The 16,632-nt window shown below is 54.8% G+C and carries 12 protein-coding genes and 1 pseudogene; 9 read left to right on the forward strand and 4 right to left on the reverse strand.

The features are described 5' to 3' along the window. The 5 genes and pseudogenes from tssE (at position 1) to AC07YV_RS17715 (ending at position 4,539) form a co-directional block, all read left to right on the forward strand. Entirely contained in the window at positions 1 to 441 is a 441-nt protein-coding gene (gene tssE, locus AC07YV_RS17695) for a type VI secretion system baseplate subunit TssE (protein ID WP_102702320.1), read from the forward strand. A gap of 41 nt (positions 442 to 482) precedes the next feature. Continuing rightward, on the forward strand, positions 483 to 1,601 hold the full coding sequence (locus tag AC07YV_RS17700) for an OmpA family protein (protein WP_494990331.1): 1,119 nt from the start codon (positions 483 to 485) through the stop codon (positions 1,599 to 1,601). Between the two features lie 1,682 nt (positions 1,602 to 3,283). Further along, positions 3,284 to 3,583 (forward strand): annotated as a pseudogene (locus tag AC07YV_RS17705) (C40 family peptidase); the annotation flags it as partial. A gap of 135 nt (positions 3,584 to 3,718) precedes the next feature. Beyond that, complete coding sequence (locus tag AC07YV_RS17710) at positions 3,719 to 3,949, forward strand: hypothetical protein (RefSeq protein WP_102702318.1); 231 nt, start codon at positions 3,719 to 3,721, stop codon at positions 3,947 to 3,949. 122 nt (positions 3,950 to 4,071) lie between these two features. Beyond that, the gene (locus AC07YV_RS17715) at positions 4,072 to 4,539 is read left to right on the forward strand and encodes a hypothetical protein (protein ID WP_102702317.1); all 468 of its coding nucleotides are present in this window, start codon (positions 4,072 to 4,074) and stop codon (positions 4,537 to 4,539) included. A gap of 849 nt (positions 4,540 to 5,388) precedes the next feature. Here the strand turns inward: AC07YV_RS17715 and AC07YV_RS17720 are convergent. The 3 genes from AC07YV_RS17720 to AC07YV_RS17730 form a co-directional block, all read right to left on the reverse strand. Then, positions 5,389 to 5,760 carry a hypothetical protein gene (locus tag AC07YV_RS17720; RefSeq protein WP_146025420.1) on the reverse strand — a complete coding sequence of 124 codons (372 nt, stop codon included), beginning with the start codon at positions 5,758 to 5,760 and terminating at the stop codon, positions 5,389 to 5,391. 74 nt (positions 5,761 to 5,834) lie between these two features. After that, positions 5,835 to 7,076, reverse strand: coding sequence for an HlyD family type I secretion periplasmic adaptor subunit (locus AC07YV_RS17725; RefSeq protein WP_494990332.1), 1,242 nt, complete (start codon positions 7,074 to 7,076; stop codon positions 5,835 to 5,837). Beyond that, positions 7,076 to 9,382 (reverse strand): type I secretion system permease/ATPase, encoded by a 2,307-nt coding sequence (locus AC07YV_RS17730; protein WP_102702316.1) that lies wholly within the window; start codon positions 9,380 to 9,382, stop codon positions 7,076 to 7,078. The genes AC07YV_RS17725 and AC07YV_RS17730 overlap by 1 nt, the downstream gene beginning before the upstream one ends. A gap of 373 nt (positions 9,383 to 9,755) precedes the next feature. Here AC07YV_RS17730 and AC07YV_RS17735 point away from each other — a divergent pair, with 373 nt between their 5' ends. The 3 genes from AC07YV_RS17735 to ltrA all read left to right on the forward strand — a co-directional run bounded on the left by AC07YV_RS17735 (position 9,756) and on the right by ltrA (position 14,576). After that, complete coding sequence (locus AC07YV_RS17735) at positions 9,756 to 11,309, forward strand: TolC family protein (protein ID WP_102702315.1); 1,554 nt, start codon at positions 9,756 to 9,758, stop codon at positions 11,307 to 11,309. Positions 11,310 to 11,354: 45 nt separating this feature from the next. Further along, positions 11,355 to 12,554 carry an EAL domain-containing response regulator gene (locus tag AC07YV_RS17740; protein WP_102702314.1) on the forward strand — a complete coding sequence of 400 codons (1,200 nt, stop codon included), beginning with the start codon at positions 11,355 to 11,357 and terminating at the stop codon, positions 12,552 to 12,554. 600 nt (positions 12,555 to 13,154) lie between these two features. Then, positions 13,155 to 14,576 (forward strand): group II intron reverse transcriptase/maturase, encoded by a 1,422-nt coding sequence (ltrA, locus tag AC07YV_RS17745; protein WP_102702313.1) that lies wholly within the window; start codon positions 13,155 to 13,157, stop codon positions 14,574 to 14,576. A gap of 320 nt (positions 14,577 to 14,896) precedes the next feature. Here ltrA and AC07YV_RS17750 read toward each other — a convergent pair whose 3' ends face one another. Continuing rightward, positions 14,897 to 15,181, reverse strand: a complete 285-nt coding sequence (locus AC07YV_RS17750; protein WP_158248465.1) for a hypothetical protein — start codon at positions 15,179 to 15,181, stop codon at positions 14,897 to 14,899. Between the two features lie 207 nt (positions 15,182 to 15,388). On the opposite strand from AC07YV_RS17750, the gene AC07YV_RS17755 reads away from it, so the two are divergent. Then, positions 15,389 to 16,632 (forward strand): Ig-like domain-containing protein (locus AC07YV_RS17755; RefSeq protein WP_494990333.1); only part of this gene is annotated, 1,244 nt, incomplete at its 3' end.

A 16,632-nucleotide genomic window follows, 5' to 3' on the forward strand; every position in this document is an offset into this window, starting at 1 on the left:
GTGAGCGAGCTGAATCCTTCACTTTACGAAATGCTTTTGCAAAATTTCGACGGCGAATTGGATCTGTATCGCGTCCTGGAAGAGGACCAGCATACCTTGTCGGTGCTGGACAACCTGCGACGCATACTCAACAGCCGGGCAGGGGCGCTCAGTCACCTGCCGGATTACGGTTTACCGGACATGGGCCTGATCCTGCAAGGACTCCCCGCCGCAGCACATGGGCTGATGGGGACGCTGGTTAACACCTTGCTCAAGTACGAGCCGCGGCTTGCGGCGGTAAACATCGAACTGCTGCCGCAGACCCAGCCGGGTTATCTGGAATACGTCCTGGACGCGCAATTGAAGGAAGGAGAGCGTGTGACCTTCGGCACGACCGTGGCGCCCGAGGGGAAAGTTTTGGTGCGCCACCTGAAGCGACAGAACTACCTGTCGAAGCTGTAAACCTGTGACGGAAGACAAACTGGATGACGGCGTTATTTGAAATGCGTATCCGAGTTGGCGGTGATCCGCGCGGCTACGGCGAATTTACCGCGTTACGTGACGAGTTGGCCAAGTTGGGCCATCCGGCGTGGCCGGACATTGACTGGGCCAAGGTCGAGCAGTTGTGCCTGACGTTGTTCCACAAGAATGGCGCGGAGCTGCAAACCGCCGCCTCTTTTGTCTTGGCCCGAAGCCAACGCCACGGCCTGGAGGGCATGGTGCAAGGGGTGACGCTGATCGAGGCGCTGTGCAGCGAATGGCCAACCGTGTGGCCGCCAATGGCGTCGGTGCGCCTGGACATGCTGGCCTGGCTGTTCGCTCAATTACAGCCGTTGCTGCGCAGGCTGGAAATCACAACGCAGACGCTGCCCGCTCTGGAGTGCCTGGACAGTGAGCTGGAGCGGTTAGCCACTCAGCTGGATCGTCAGGGACAAGTGCCTCTGGTCTCGTTGCAGGCGCTGCGTCATCAGGTGAGTGGTCTGATGCAACGCTTGGAGCGAAATGTCTGTTCGGGTGAAATGGTGCCGATATTGAGGGTTCCGGAACCGGCCTTCGTGATGCCGGTGGTGGTCCTGCCAGCCCACCCGATTCCTGAAGTGCCGCCTGCGGCCTCGAAGACCCGCAAGCGCCGTATCGCCCTGTGGCTGTTTGCGCTGTGCGCCACAATCGCCCTTACGTGCGGGTTTTGGTGGTGGAGTCAGATGGCACATCAAAATGACCAACCGAAACAGGCCGTGCCCGCCCCGGTACGCCTGGACAGCCTGTCGCTGTTCGATGCTGGCAGTGCCGAGCTCAAGCCCGGCTCGACCAAAGTGCTGGTCAACGCCCTGGTCAACATCAAGGCCCAACCCGGCTGGCTTATCGTGATCGTTGGACACACCGACAGCACGGGCGACATTGAACAGAACCTGCAACTTTCATACGCGCGCGCTTCGGCAGTGCGCAGTTGGATGCAGCGCATGGGCGACATTCCCGACAATTGTTTTGCCATCCAGGGCGTGGCAGGCAGGCAACCGATTGCCGGCAATGACAGCGCGTCAGGACGAGCGGCCAACCGCCGTGTCGATATCCGTCTGATGCCGCAAGTGGAGGCCTGCGCAGCGCCCTCTACAGGCCACTAAAGTAGAAGTTGTTTGGGATAGAACACTTGTTAAGCGCTCGATTGAAGGCGTCTTTTCCGGTTGTCCGCTGTGGAAGTGTTCTTCAACGAATCAGATTTTTAGATTCCGGGGGCAGCAGCGCCTAGTGGTCATCGGCGTTACTCACCGTTGGCAGGGCTTTGAACTGGGGATTCCACGCTCACTTGGACAGCAATTCCACGCTGACTTGGACACTCCCTCTTTTCTCGAATCAAGAGGGTCATCGTGGAGCGTATATCCATGCATAAAATCCGAGAGGTGCTGCGCCTCAAGTTCGATGCCGGCCTGTCCGCGCGCAAGATTGCCACCTGTCTTCGCATCAGCAGTGGTTGCGCTGACAATTTCCTGCAGCGTTTCACTGAGTGCATTGGGAGGAGTAGGTTTGCCTGTTTGAAAACAGCTTTTTAGCGTCCACGTCAAGGCGACTATTGCGCTTCAGTTCGCTGAACTTGCAAACATAGAGCTACCCGCTCTGTGAGTGTCCTGGGCGTAGTCAACTGCAGCAGAGGTCACTAGTTTTCTATCAGGCTGACTTTGAGAATAATCTTATGTCAGCGGCACGATCAGCTATCTATTCTGTGTCTAGCTGCCATCTTCTAGTTAGATTGCAAGGCCCGTGCGCGGGAGCGTGGGTCATTAAATTTATGCCTGGCTCGGTAGTATTCTTTATTGAAAAAAAGGCCCAAATTTTATGCGTGCTTTAGAACGCGGGTACTTGCAGTGCTGGGGGCAAAGAAATCATCGCACTAGGTGCGAGGTCAATATTATTTTGAGGGTATTAAAGTTGGCTAGTTTCTATCCGCACCGGAGGCGTTGCATTGCTTGCGTTAAATTTGATAGGGATTGCTCGTCTCTGCCTTTCGAAAGCATGGCTGTCCATAGGCGTGATGGTGTTGATGTGATAGTGCTGTGTGACAGATTTATGAGTGCGATGACGCTTGCTGAGCGTGCGACAATGATATCCCCAAAGAAAAGTCGCGGTTGAGTGAAGTGTGGGCTGCATGAAGGCAGGCTCGCATTCATCTCTCTCAGGCTTCGTGAGCGACCGGTTATCACTCGGATTTGAGATGAATCCTATGTTTTCTATCTGGGTGGGCAGCAATAGTGGCTACCTATTCGAGGTTGATAAATGCTTTGGAGAATCAACTGACGTACGTTATTCCTGGGGGAGCATATCACTATCTGAATCTCCCGAAAGCAATGCTGCTTTCGAACCGGTTACAGACTCGGATATAAAGTAACTTGTAGGGGTGTGGTTGTTTTTTTGTTTTAACACGCTGCCGATAAGATTTGCTGTTCTCTAGAGATGATAGAGTTCCGGTCTGGTCCCGACCTCCAGTAGTGAGGTCGGGATTTTTTTTCGTCTGTTAAACAGGTGTAATGTCGGCCAAATGAGGGTCTGCTTTGTTTGGTTGAATGTTGTATGTCTCTAATATTGTGTTTTTGTAACGCCTTTCATCTTTGTGGTTGTTAACATGTTTCGTGTCTTTAGTATTTTCAAGATGTTTGTTGTCATTTTTTTAGTGTCCATTCTTCCCAGCGGAGTCAGCGCTTCGGACAGGTACAAACCTAATCTCCAAGTCAAAAAGATGTTGGATCGGGCCAATCAGTTAGTTGGCACTCCGTATCAATTTGGAGGTATATAAGTCCGAGATGGTTTTGATTGCAGTGGATTCGTGGTTTACCTGTTCAGACACTCGGCAGACATCCATCTGCCCCGTACAACTCGCTCCTTGATGGGCGTAGGTGGCGCTTTGAAAAGGCAGAACCTGAGACCTGGAGATCTGGTATTTTTCAATCGCAATGGCGGGGGAAGGGTTCAGCATGTAGGGTTGTATCTTGGTTCTGGTAGATTCATTAACTCACCACGGAAGAGCAAAATGATCCGTGTAGATTCGCTATCTAACAAATACTGGGATAACAGCTATCTCGCTGCTCGCAGGGTGAATGGATTGTATCGATAACTGATGCGTGGCTATTCTTGAGTCGGGCCAATTTCAGCAAAGCCTTTCACCGGGATTGTATGAATATTGTTGTCTAATTTTCAATAGTCGCGGTTATACCGTTCAGTATGGATTCTACCGTTTAGGGAGTTGGTTATGCTTAAGCTGAAAGAAGTGTTGGTCGACCTTAATGCAGCACAGGAAGATCTCGCGCAAGCCGTTGATCTTAGCTGCATGGCGGTTGTTCATCTCGTTGATCACAACCTGTGGCCGGGGTCTTTTGATCGTAAGTCCCTTGAGGGGCGGATAGTGCGGTTCCTCGCACAACGCGGCGCAAACGTGCATGTCATTGGGTCTGCCTTCGAGGAAGTGGATGCGGATGCATGAAGCCTAATTGGTGCGTTTGATTCCATCTTATTCAACGCTGATATAACTGGTTAATGTCATAGGCGGCTTGGTTGCGACCAGTTCTATTCAATTCAGAAGAACTCTGTTTTCAGGAAGGTGTTATGAAATTTTACTCACTTTACCCTTGGCAGCTTATTGTGCTTATTATTGCGATGGTTGTTATTGATTCTGCTCGCGCTATTTCAGCGGAGGAACTGCTCTCGGTGCCGTTTGCTCAGGTGAAAGGCTCGGCTCATGACAATAACAATATGACGACCGCTGTGCTGATATTTGATGTTGGTACAACTGAAAAATCCGTACTTGTTAACAGGATTCATCGGTTTTTTCTCGCGGAGCATCTCGAGGCATATTCCGCACTTTCAACCAAACAATCGCCACGGCGTTGGATTGGTGACATGCTCAAGCTTGCGGAGCTTTGGGCGTGGAAAACGCCGGATGCTTTGCAGTTGCTATTGGAAGAGTCGCTATATGCGCGTGGTCATGTACCTTCTCAGGAGTGGTATCCCCTTCCAGGAGAATTGCCACAAGCACATTTCAATCGCGTATTCGAAATGTCATTGCTGCAGTGATTGTTTCTTCTTGCCTCTCCAAATCGAGATCGAGCATTTCCAGGGGTGGCCGAGTATTCTTGTATGGACAAGGGGCGGTCTACATGTGCGCATATCCTGCGGATTTGATACTCCTGTACATAAGTTCGGTTTTAGTATCCCTGGCAGTGCCCCACTGCTCCTGTTTTTTCAATTCTTTTTTTCTAATTTAATTGAAGGCCGAAACTTCCTGTTTTGAAAATGGGTAGGTTCTCTTGTTGTTGAGATTTTGCTAATGTCAGATTTTTACCTGCAGCGACAATGTGCTCGTTCCGATGTGAGCTCTTCCGATACCAGTGCACCATTGTTCTGTAGAACCTATCGACTGCCCGTGCCGCGTTGTCATTGCTTTAGATGCAAATTAATTGAGGCACAGGAAACGTCGGGTTGTGTGGCGGCGGGGTAAGGTAGTCGATATCCGTCAATCTTAAGCGTGCGTATCAACCTGTAGTTAGTAACAAGTGTGCGCCGGAAAAATCGATTGCGGCATTAACTTCTCTGCGTGACCTGGTGCCAATGGAAGGTGCCTACGTCGAGGGCGCGCAACTTGATACCTCTGGGGCTCGACGAAGCACTAGCCTGCAAATCCTCCTTCAACGGTCAACGCCCCTGTAAAGTGTCGGTGCGCGTCGTATGAATCATGCGATGCCGAAGAAGCTGTGGAACCACCTTGGGCTAATCTCCTTGCTGTATAGGATAATCCGGCTTAGCCGTATAACCTGATCGGTCGTCTGCGGAACCGCATGTTCGGGGGAGGGGAGGGCGGCGGACGAAAATTTGACCCGTCCGCCTGCTGTTGGAGGCTAAAATTACTTCACGGGTTGTTTCAGATTATACCGGGCAAGCACTCAGGTCTGGAGTAGAAGTTCGTGTAATCACCAGCGCCAGGCGAATGCAGCCGGCAAGTACGAAGGCTCCCGAAAGAGAGAGCAGCACGATTGACCTCCGGCTGCGCTCGCGAAAGTTAGATGTTGGCTCAAGTCCCCCGACCCAGTAAGGAACTGGCTGAATCTTTAACTGATTCGAATAGCACATTCCTTCGCCAAGGCTCCAAAGTGCTGCGGCGCTGGCCATAAATCCTGTCAATAGATTGTCCAAAATCAAATCCATGGACAGGGCGCTGAACAAGATGAGGCTGCTGGTGAAAAAAATTGCGGCGCACCAGCGTTGGCGAAGGATATTGACGGGTACCAGATGTTGCATGCTTTTTATTCTCCGCAGGAAAACAAAAGGCGCCTGTACCCGATCCGGGTACAGGCGCCGATTTTTTTGCTTGATTAACGTTCGCGAAATGCTTCGCGTGCTTTGAAGACAGGCTTGAGCAGATAGTCGAGGATGGTTTTTTCACCTGTACGGATTTCCACCGAAGCGACCATGCCTGGAATGATTGGAAGATCTTTGCCTCCTGCTTGCAATACGCTTTTGTCGGTCAAGATTTGCACTCGATAATAGGTATCGTCCGGTCGGCCAGCAGCGGCTTTCTGATCGTCTTTCAGGGTGTCAGGACTGATGTGCTCCACTTTGCCGGTGAGGCCGCCGTAGATTGCGTAGTCATAAGCGGTGATCTTTACGGTGGCCGGAAGTCCGGGGTGCAAAAATGCAACGTCGGAAGGGCGAATCTTCCCCTCGACCAAAAGTTGATCTTCCAGCGGCACGATCTCGAGTATGTGCTCCCCTGGTTGGATCACCCCACCTATCGTGCTTACCCGCACATTTTTTACTGTACCTCGTACGGGGGCAATTATCGTGGTGCGCTCGACCACGTCGGCGCGGCCCACCAGGTTCTCGCTCGTCTGCGATAGCTCCATTTCAAGTTTGGCAAGCTCGGAGTTTGCATCAGACTTGTATCGGTTATAGCGCTCGACAATTTGCGACTTGATGTCGTTAGCCTGTCGGCGCATTCGCAGTAGTTCCACTTCTGAAAGCAAGCCCTTTGCAGCCAGAGGCTCAGAAAAGCTGATCTCTTTGGCAGAAAGTGAATAGCTGCGTTCCAGGGCGGCGACACTTTCTGCTAGCGCGTTCTTGCGAGCGTTATAGGCCTTAATCTCCTGTTCGACCACTGCCGGGTCCTGGCGCACTTGCTCATCGAACTCCAGGGGCTGTTGATACGCTTCGGCACGCAGCCTCGTGATTGCGGCCTTAAGTGCGATAACTTTGCTCAAGGCTTCGCGATAGCTGGCCTTGGCGCGCGTTGGATCGATCTTCAAGAGCACCTGTCCAGCTTCCACGACATCGCCTTCACGTACCGACAGTTCCGCAAGAATGCCACCTTCAAGGCTTTGGATGACTTGCTCGCGGCTTTTGGAGATGACCTTTGCCTCACCTTGGGTAATTTCCTCCACCGGGGCGAAATATGCCCAAGTCAGTCCCACGACGAGTACTAGAAAAATCATATAGAGGACCAGTCGTGAACCAGGGGTTGTCTGGGCCAGTAGCGATTCCTGTACGTCGTTCATGAATGCGGCGTCCGAAGAGGATATCTCTGCGTTACGACGATCTTTGTTCATCCAGCCAAACATCACTGGGCCTCCTGTGGCGATTGTTGGGTTGCCTGCACGACTGCCAAGTCAGGCGTGTGAATCGGAATCGGGCGTTTGTCTGCGGTTGTGGCAGGTTTCTCTTGCTTGGAGCCAGGGTTCCCGGAGAGGGCGGCCAAAATGGTGTCTTTGGGTCCGTCGGCAACAATTTTTCCGCCATCGACCACGATAATTCGCTGTACCAAGCTCAGAACTGACGGGCGATGGGTGACCACTATGAGCGTCTGGCCTTCAGTAGAGCGCTTCAGATGCTCCAGGAATACCGATTCTGTCTGGGTATCCATTGAGCTGGTCGGCTCGTCCATGAGCAATAATTTTGGGCGTGCCAACAGCGTGCGTGCCAGGGAGATCAGTTGGCGTTGACCGCCGGAAACCCCATCACCCATTTCGCCGATGGGTAGGTTGATGCCGCGCGGGTGTGCGGCTGCTATATGGTCTAGGCCAGTCAGTCGCAATACACGCAGCAATTCTTCGGCGCTGGCTTCGGGTCTGCCAATCATGATGTTTTCGCGCAAGGTGCCGTAGAACAGGCGCGCATCCTGCGTCACGTAGCCCACGACCTTGCGCCAGTCTGCGGGATCGATCTGGTTGACATCCAGGCCATCGCTGAACATCTGGCCTTTCACGGGTTGATACAGGCGTGACATGACGCGTAGCAGGGTCGACTTTCCACTCCCGATACGGCCCAGAATCGCCACACGTTCACCGGGGGAGATGGACAGGTTGATATCTTCCAGCACCGGCGGGTTTGGCTGCGTGGGTGGAGCCGGGTAAGAGAATCCAATGCTCTTGAGGGATAATTGCCCGCTTAAAGATGGGTTTGGCAGGTAGTCCTGCTGGGCATCGCGATCAACCGGCAGTGCCATGAGCCTGTTCAGCGAGGTAAGGGCGGCCTTAGCTTGCTGAAAGCGAACGGCTAGACCCATCACTTGACCCAATGGAGCGGTAGTGCGGCCTGCAAGCATAACGGTCGCGATCAATGCGCCCATGGTCAGGTCACCTGAGCTGATGAGGTAAACACCAGCGATAACCAGGGCTACGGTCTGCAGCTGTTGCAGGAAGGCAACCGCACCCGTGGCAGCGCTCGATAGCCGGCGCGATTTCATCGAAGAGCTTGCTTGCAAAGCACTGAAGTGCTGCCAGCGGCGTTGCATATGCGCCTGTCCATCAGTTGCCTTGAGTACTTCCAGACCTTCTACAGACTCAACAAGAACGCCTTGCTTGAGAGAGGACTCGCGCAGGTTCTCCTGCATGGTGCGAGCCAGTGGCCATTGAATGCAGATGGAGATGATCAAGATCAGTGGCAGCACGAGAAGGGTGATCCACCCGAGCGGCCCGCCAATGACGAAGATGACACCAAGAAACATGAGCACAAATGGCAGGTCGGAAATGGTTGCCAGGGTTGCAGAGGTCGCGAAGTCGCGTACTGATTCAAACTCGCGCAACTGGTTTGCAAAGCTGCCCGATGAGGCCGGCTTATGTTCCATCTGTACCGATAGCGCCTGGCGAAACAGCATTGAACCAAGCACCAGATCCGCCTTCTTCGCCGCTACATCTAGCAGGTGAGCGCGGACGAAGCGAATCAGCGCCTCGAAGACCATTGCTACGGCTACACCTATACCGAGCGACCATAAGGTGACGAAGGCCTGGTTGGGGACAACGCGGTCATACACGTTCATGGTGAAGAAGATGCTGGCGAGTGCGAGGACGTTGGCCAGGATCGCAGCAATAGCTGCGCTGCGGTAATAACGGCGGTAGCGCCAAAGGGTGCTGAAAAGCCAGTGCCCCGTGGGTGCAGGCAAGGTTTCGCCTGCCCGATTGTCAGGCTTGGCGCGCGGTTTGACGAGAATTGCGTAGCCAGCGTAAAGCTCATCCATCTCCTGTTGCGTGAGCTTGACTGGCTCATCGGAAACCTCAGGGAGAATGACGGAATAAACCGACTGTGGCTTGCCGTCAGAGTCCTTCTCCTGATTCCGGGAGAGCAGGATGCAGCCGGCCATGCCTTTACGCAGCAGGATCATTGGCATCACCTGCAAGGGCAGGTTTCGCGAATTCCTCTTGATCAAGCCACCGGTCATTCCAACGTTTTCCAATGCGCTTAGCGCAAGTGATGGCGTAAGCACGCCACCGCGTGGCAGACCGGCAACGAGTGCTTCAGGGCTTTTACCCAGGCCATAGTGGTTGCAAATCCAGGAAACGCTTTGCAATAGCGTGTCATCGACGCTGGTTTGTTCCTTGGCGAGCGCGATGGCTTCATCGCCAGGCTTGAGTGTAGTTGCAGCCTTCATGACTGTTTCCTCTGAGGTTCCCCGTCGCTTGGGGCTGGCTAGAAGTCTGGTGGCGTGCCACCTGGCCGACTTCATAAATGTATTGGTGAAATTTTGAAGATCGAAGCGGGGCGGGAGAACAAGAGTTGTCCTAAAACATTGCGCATGCGCATGGGTAGGGGGCGCGCAAGTTACAGACCGGGCTTTTGGGACAAGTCTTGTTCAGTGAAAGGGGGTGGCGCCACAAAATGGCTCAACAGGGCTTCGGGGCCAAGTGCGCAACCGAGGCCATCCCGCACACGGTTGCCTGGTGTCCAGGCTGAACCGGTTTTGCTTTCACTGTGCTATGCCAAGTTCCACTTCTTCCTAGCGGGAAGAGGTTTAGAGGTCATGTATGAGTTATTTCCAGCGAAACAGTACGCTTAATGAAGGCGTTGCGGCCGGGAGGCCGTTTTGTATCTTTCCGACGATTGCCTTTGCTTTTTTGGGACTGTTTAGCTCAAAGGTTTTTGCAGAAGAAGGCTTGCTGCAATTTGAGAGGGTTAACCCAGGCGCTGTGAGCTCGCGCCAAACGCTCGCAGCATCAGGGTCGAGCTCCGAACGGATTACCCAGCCGTCCGCGAACAAGGTGCCAAACGTATCTGAGGCATCCAGGAAGGCTGTGTATTCGGTATCGGCGCTGGAGTATGGGCGTGGAGCGGTAAATCCCTCAGGTCAAGTGATGACACATTCAGAGGAAGAGTTGCGAGGGGTATTCTTGCGCGCAGTGGAGGCTGCAGCTGAGCGCAGTCCTACAGTAAAGCGTGCATTGGCTGAGCAATCCGCAGCTCAAGCCGATATCGATGAGGCAAAAGGGCAGCGTCTGCCGCAGGTTGATATTGGTACGCGCAGTAAGTCGGTTGAGTTCGGCTCCGGAAGCGGTGGGAGCTCCAATGGGCAATCGTTCAGTGTTGACGTTGTTACACCCTTGTTCGACTGGGGGCGTATACGCAAGACCATTGAAAGCCGTTCTTACCTGGCAGGTGCAGCTGGATCTGCTCTTGAGGCTGAACTGGAGGCGTCGGCATTCGATGTGACATCGAATTTGGTCGAACTTGGCAAGCAGCGCATCGTAGTCACCATCAGCCAGAAATACGTTGATCGGATGGCTGAGTTGGTAAAGATGTTGCAGGGGATCGTTGCAGTCGATACGGGGCGGGTCAGCGAGCTGACCCAGGCGCGTGCCCGGTTGTTGCAGGCGGAGGCAACACGTAGCACGGCAGAGTCAAAAGTGCGCGATATCGAGATCAATTTGCGCAAGATGATCGGTGAAAGGCCATTGCCGCCCGTTCCAGGCTCTTCCTACTGGCAGTTGCACTTGCCTGAACTCGACTGGTTGCTGGCTGAAGCGGTAAGCCATCCAGTGGTCAAGCAATCCGAGGCTGAGGCGAAGTCCGCTGATCTGCAAGCGGAGGTGGTGCGTTCGGCGTCCTTGCCTCAATTGAATTGGGTCGTCGGTAAATCTACGGGTGAGGATGCGTTTGGGCGCGAGCCCGCTTGGCAGACCAACCTGAGCATGTCCTGGAGTGCGTTCAAGGGCGGGTCCAGTCGTGCAGCCGAGCGCGCGGCGCGCCAGCGTGCCGAGGCTACCCGGCAGGGGACTGAGCAACAGCTTTTGGACCTTGAATACCGTATCCGTACTGCGAATCACGATGCACGGACACTCATCGAGCGGGCTGAGCTCTATCGCGGGCTTTCACAGGAATCCAACAAGGTCCGCGAGGCTTTTTATGATCAGTGGTATCACCTGGGGCGGCGGACCTTGTTGGATGTTTTGATCTCTGAAAGTGATCACTACAACAACCAGGTCAGTGAAGTTACCAATCGCTTCGACGGGTACGCGGCAATCATTCGCCAATACGCCAGCGCGGGTGCGCTCATGCGTTGGCTTAGTGTTGGTGAGCGCTGAGTAAGGTGGTTCCGGGGACATTTAGGGGCGAGAGAGGCATTGTGTATGTCTGAACTGCGTTTTCTAGTGCTGGAGGATCATGCCTTTCAATGTGAGCTTGCGGTCAGGGCTCTACAGCGAATCGGATTCTGCCACGTGTTGCGGGCGGCCGATGGGGGCGAGGCTTTATCGTTGCTGCATCGGCATGGGGCGGTGGATGTCGCGCTCTGCGATCTGCGCATGATTGGTATGGACGGGCTTATGTTTCTTCGCAAGGCGGGAGAGGCTGGGTTGGTTCGTGCTGTCGTTATCGTCAGTGACCTGGAGTCAGGCCTTCGTAGAGTGGTCGAGCGCATTCTTGTTCTGCAGGGTCTCCAGTTGCTGGGCAGTATCGAAAAGCCGATCAGGTTCCGGCCGCTCAAGCGCATCCTCGACAAGTACCTTGCGTTGTCAGGGGTATCCATCCGGCATTCGCCATTGCATTTGGCTCAACCGTCCGAGGCTGAAGTGAAGATGGGGTTCGAGCGTCAGGAGTTTCGGGCCAGATTCCAGCCGAAAGTGCAGTTGCAGACGGGAGAGAGTGTCGGAGCTGAGGTGTTTGTGCGGTGGGTGCGTGATGGCGGTAGTGTGCTGGCGCCCAGTGTTTTTTTGCCGGTGATTGAGCGCTGCGGTCTACTCGATGCCATGTTCGCTGAATTGCTGGATCAGGGTTTGGCTACACAGAAGTTGGTCCAGTCCCGCGGGCGTCATTTTCACTTGGCATTTAATCTCAATGCCTCTCAGATGCTTGATCCTGAGCTTGCGAGCACTATTCGACTTGGTTTGCAGCGTCACGAACTGTCAGCTCATGGTCTGACCTTCGAGATGACGGAGAGCTCGTTGATCGCAGCGTCGGCCGCCAGTCTCGAAAATATGGTTCGCTTTAGGATGATGGGCTGCGGGTTGTCCGTCGAAGATTTTGGGGTGGCGTTTTCCTCTCCGGGACGTTTGTGTCATATGCCTTTCAGTGAGATCAAGCTGGACGCCGGTTTGACTCGTAACATGGTGCAGGAAAACCGCTATAGAACTGTAATCAACAGTGCCCTCAAGCTTGCTCGCGATCTTGATATGTCGGTAGTGGCCAAGGGTATAGAGACCGAGGAGCAACTGAACTGTCTCAGGGCTATGGGTTGTGAGATTGGTCAGGGATATTACTTCGCACGTCCCATGAGTAGCGTTGAACTGGTCACCTGGCTTTTCGATAAGGGGCATTCGGTCCGCTGGTAAGCTTGAGAGTCAACTGTTGTGCAGTGCTGAATTTCCTGTCGTTTTCAAGGCCCGATTTCATGCCTGGTTATTCGTGATCTAGTGTCGCATACGTTTTTTGAGTCGCCTGCCGAGGGTGATTGTTCCCGTGCCCTCGTTTCTTTGCCCTGGCCCTGTGCCAGGGTTTTTTTTATGTGCGCCAGACATGGCGCGTTGCGCGCAAGCGCAACCAGCTTGGCTGTGGTGGCCTCGCTGGTGACTTGGAGGTGAAAGTCCTCTACGCACCCGGCAAGGGGAAGTGTTAGCCAGAGGCAAGGGTGTCGCGGGTGACCGCGAATCTGAAGGAAGCCCGAGGCAAAATGCTGGCCTGACGAACAGCAAGCGGATAGAGGCGGCGCAGCGGGGTAAAGGGGCGTGTTTCCCTAAAGCCCAATACTTGCACGGGACGCTGCGACGTAGATCCGACAGGCATAAGCAGGAAGGTCGCGCGAATTACCCTGGGAGATCTGCACGTTTGCCACAGTGCTACCGAGCGTCGAGAGACGACGGGATGAGCGTGCAGAAGTCAGCCGAGGCCGTAGTAAGTGGCGAATAACCCCGTCACCAAGGGCCGAACAAGTTATGCCGCCAGTAGGCGTCAAAGTCTCGTTGAATACCGAAATGCAGAAATTTCTCCAAGAGAAGACTGTTACTCCGAGTCCCGGACAGTATCCGAGGATGACGGCTGACCGCGCACAGGTATCGGCGGCGTCTGTGACGTGGACGAACGCGGAGCCGGACACGCTGATGGAGCGGGTGCTTGCACCGGCCAACCTTAGGTGTGCGTATCAACGTGTGGTCAGCAACAAGGGCGCACCGGGTGTCGATGGCATGACGGTCGACGACTTGGCGGACTACGTGAAACAGTATTGGCCGACCCTCAAGGTGAGGTTGCTGGCCGGCGAGTATCACCCGCAGGGTGTACGCGCCGTTGACATCCCCAAACCCAATGGCGGAACACGGCAACTGGGTATTCCCAGCGTCGTGGATCGCTTGATCCAACAGGCACTGCTGCAACAGCTCACGCCAATCTTCGATCCTCTGTGCTCGGACTACAGCTACGGCTTTCGTCCGGGTAGAAGCGCTCACCAAGCCATCGAAACCGCTCGCGGCCACGTGGCAGCGGGTCACCGCTGGTGCGTGGAACTTGATCTCGAGAAGTTCTTTGATCGGGTCAACCACGATGTCCTGATGGCCTACGTGGCGCGTCAAATCGAAGACAAGCGTGTGCTCACGCTGATCCGTCGTTACCTCGAAGCGGGAACGATGTCGGGCGGACTCGTCAGCCGACGGCAGGAAGGGACGCCGCAAGGCGGCCCGCTCTCGCCGTTGCTGTCGAACATCCTGCTCAACGAACTCGACCGCGAACTGGAGCGGCGAGGCCATCGCTTCGTGCGTTATGCCGACGACGCGAACATCTATGTGTGCAGTCAGCGAGCTGGCACGCGGGTGATGACCGGTGTTGAGCGTTTCCTGAATCAGCGCCTGAAACTGACGCTGAGCCGGGAAAAGAGCCACGTAGCACGGCCTTGGGTCTGCGACTATCTGGGTTATGGGATGAGCTGGCATCAGCAACCGAGGCTGAGAGTGGCGACGATGAGTCTGGGTCGCTTGCACGACCGGTTAAGAGACCTGCTGCGCGGGGCGCGGGGCCACAAGATGGCGAATGTCATCGAACGGATAAACCCTGTGCTGCGCGGGTGGGCAGGCTACTTCAAGCTCAGTCAGAGCAAACGGCCACTTTTGGAAATTGACGGCTGGGTGCGGCGCAAACTTCGCTGCGTCGTCTGGCGTCAATGGAAGCGGCCCTCAACGAGGGCGCGTAACTTGATGCGCCTGGGGCTTAGCGAAGCTCGCGCCTGCAAATCAGCCTTCAATGGCCGAGGCCCATGGTGGAGCTCGGGAGCATCTCATATGAATCAGGCGCTGCCGAAGAAGCTATGGGATCAACTTGGGTTGGTCTCGGTACTGGATACGATAAACCGGCTTAGCCGCATAGCTTGAACCGCCCTATACGGATCCGTACGTACGGTGGTGTGAGAGGACGGCGGATGTAAATCCGCCTCCTACTCGATCGGTGCGCGGCATCTGTCATTTCGCACTCTTTCACCTCCAGGTCCCGAGCGTTTTTTGAGACAGGTCCTATATCTGGTGCCCGGGCTGCATGTCGATAATTTTTATTGCATCAAGGATCGCCCAGGACAGGGCGTACGCCTCAACTCATACGTCGACAAGAATTGGGTCGACGCCATTAACATGCAAAGGTGAAAGGTGTGGAAGCAATGAATATCAGTGTTTCCGTAGTTGACGGTAATGCGATCACGTCAACCCAGGACTTGTCGAAAGTTAGCAAGGGTAAGCCAGTTCGTATCAAGGCCATCAAGGACGGCAAATATATTCTTGCGGAAGGTGAGAATGGGTTTGCTCCAGAGAACGTCACGGTAAAACGTGTTGGCAAGAACTTGCATGTTGCGCTGGAGGGCACAGATCCAGATGAGCCAGAACTGATCATCGAAGATTTTTTTGAGCATGAAGGTCAGTTGGTGGGAATGTCCGAGGACTCTACCTACTACGAATATGTTGCTGTCGATGGCGATCACAATAGCCAAGTCGCCTTTCTGATTGACGGTGTGTCTTCTGCTCAAGCGTTGGGTTCTAACGCACTTACAGGTTTCGGTGCTGGCTTGGTGATGTCGCCAGGCGGGATTCTTCCTACGTACGGGCTTGGGCTCGGTGCCTTGGGCGCGTTGGGCGCCGGCGCTGTTTTTGGCGGCAGCGGTGGAGGTGGCGGAGGTGGGAGCAACAACGAGGCGATTGTGCCGCCCGCGAGCGATCTTGATCCGGATGTATTGCCGCCGAGCAAGCCGATCCTCGCCACCATTATTGACGATATCGGTGCAATCCAGGGTGCAATCACCAATGGTGGTTCGACCGACGACAACACTCCAACCCTGTCGGGTAAAGGTGAGCCAGGCAGCACCGTGCATATCTACGACAACGGTGATCTGGTGGTCAGCGTAGTGGTGGACGAGAATGGCAACTGGAGCTTCACCCCGGACGTAGCGCTGGCCGAAGGCGAGCACAGCTTCACCTTGGTCAACGAAGACAAGGCCGGCAACAAATCTGAGCCTTCGGATGGTTACGTGGTCATCGTCGACAGCTTCGCCCCGGAAAAACCGAGCATGGGTGGTGTCAGCGACGAGCAGGGCCCGGTTGCAAGCGGCGAACGCACCGACGATACCCAGCCGACCCTGAGCGGTGAGGGTACTCCAGGCGACAAGGTCACCATCATCGACAATGGCAACATCATTGGCGAAGTGCAGATCGGTGAAGACGGCAAGTGGGCATTCACCCCTGAAGCACCGCTCGCCGAAGGCGAGCACGTGTTCGAAGTGGTTATCACGGACCCGGCGGGCAACGCGTCCGAGCCATCGGATGAATTCGTGGTGATTATCGACACCATCGCTCCGGAAAAACCGAGCGTGGGTGGCGTGACCGACGAGCAGGGCCCGATTGCAAGTGGCGAAAGCACCGGCGACACCCAGCCGACCCTGAGCGGTGAGGGTACTCCAGGCGACAAGGTCACCATCATCGACAATGGCAACATCATTGGTGAAGTGCAGATCGGTGAAGATGGCAAGTGGGCATTCACCCCTGAAGCACCGCTGGCCGAAGGCGAGCACGTGTTCGAAGTGGTTATCACGGACCCGGCGGGCAACGCGTCCGAACCATCGGATGAATTCGTGGTGATTATCGACACCATCGCTCCGGAAAAACCGAGCGTGGGTGGTGTGACCGGCGAGCAGGGCCCGATTGCAAGCGGCGAAAGCACCGACGACACCCGGCCGACCCTGAGCGGTGAGGGTACTCCAGGCGACAAGGTCACCATCATCGACAATGGCAACATCATTGGCGAAGTGCAGATCGGTGAAGACGGCAAGTGGGCATTCACCCCTGAAGCACCGCTGGCCGAAGGCGAGCATGTGTTCGAAGTGGTCATCACTGACCCGGCGGGTAATGCGTCGGAGCCATCGGATGAGTATGTGCTCATCGTCGATAC

This window comes from Pseudomonas sp. GW456-E7 (assembly GCF_059424105.1).

Coding starts and splice junctions, on each gene's coding strand:
- AC07YV_RS17715 (WP_102702317.1), top strand. CDS start 4,072: ATGAAATTTTACTCACTTTACCCTTGGCAGCTTATTGTGCTTATTATT.
- AC07YV_RS17710 (WP_102702318.1), top strand. CDS start 3,719: ATGCTTAAGCTGAAAGAAGTGTTGGTCGACCTTAATGCAGCACAGGAA.
- ltrA (WP_102702313.1), top strand. CDS start 13,155: ATGCCGCCAGTAGGCGTCAAAGTCTCGTTGAATACCGAAATGCAGAAA.
- AC07YV_RS17720 (WP_146025420.1), bottom strand. CDS start 5,760: ATGCAACATCTGGTACCCGTCAATATCCTTCGCCAACGCTGGTGCGCC.
- AC07YV_RS17735 (WP_102702315.1), top strand. CDS start 9,756: ATGAGTTATTTCCAGCGAAACAGTACGCTTAATGAAGGCGTTGCGGCC.
- AC07YV_RS17700 (WP_494990331.1), top strand. CDS start 483: ATGCGTATCCGAGTTGGCGGTGATCCGCGCGGCTACGGCGAATTTACC.
- AC07YV_RS17740 (WP_102702314.1), top strand. CDS start 11,355: ATGTCTGAACTGCGTTTTCTAGTGCTGGAGGATCATGCCTTTCAATGT.
- AC07YV_RS17730 (WP_102702316.1), bottom strand. CDS start 9,382: ATGAAGGCTGCAACTACACTCAAGCCTGGCGATGAAGCCATCGCGCTC.
- AC07YV_RS17725 (WP_494990332.1), bottom strand. CDS start 7,076: ATGTTTGGCTGGATGAACAAAGATCGTCGTAACGCAGAGATATCCTCT.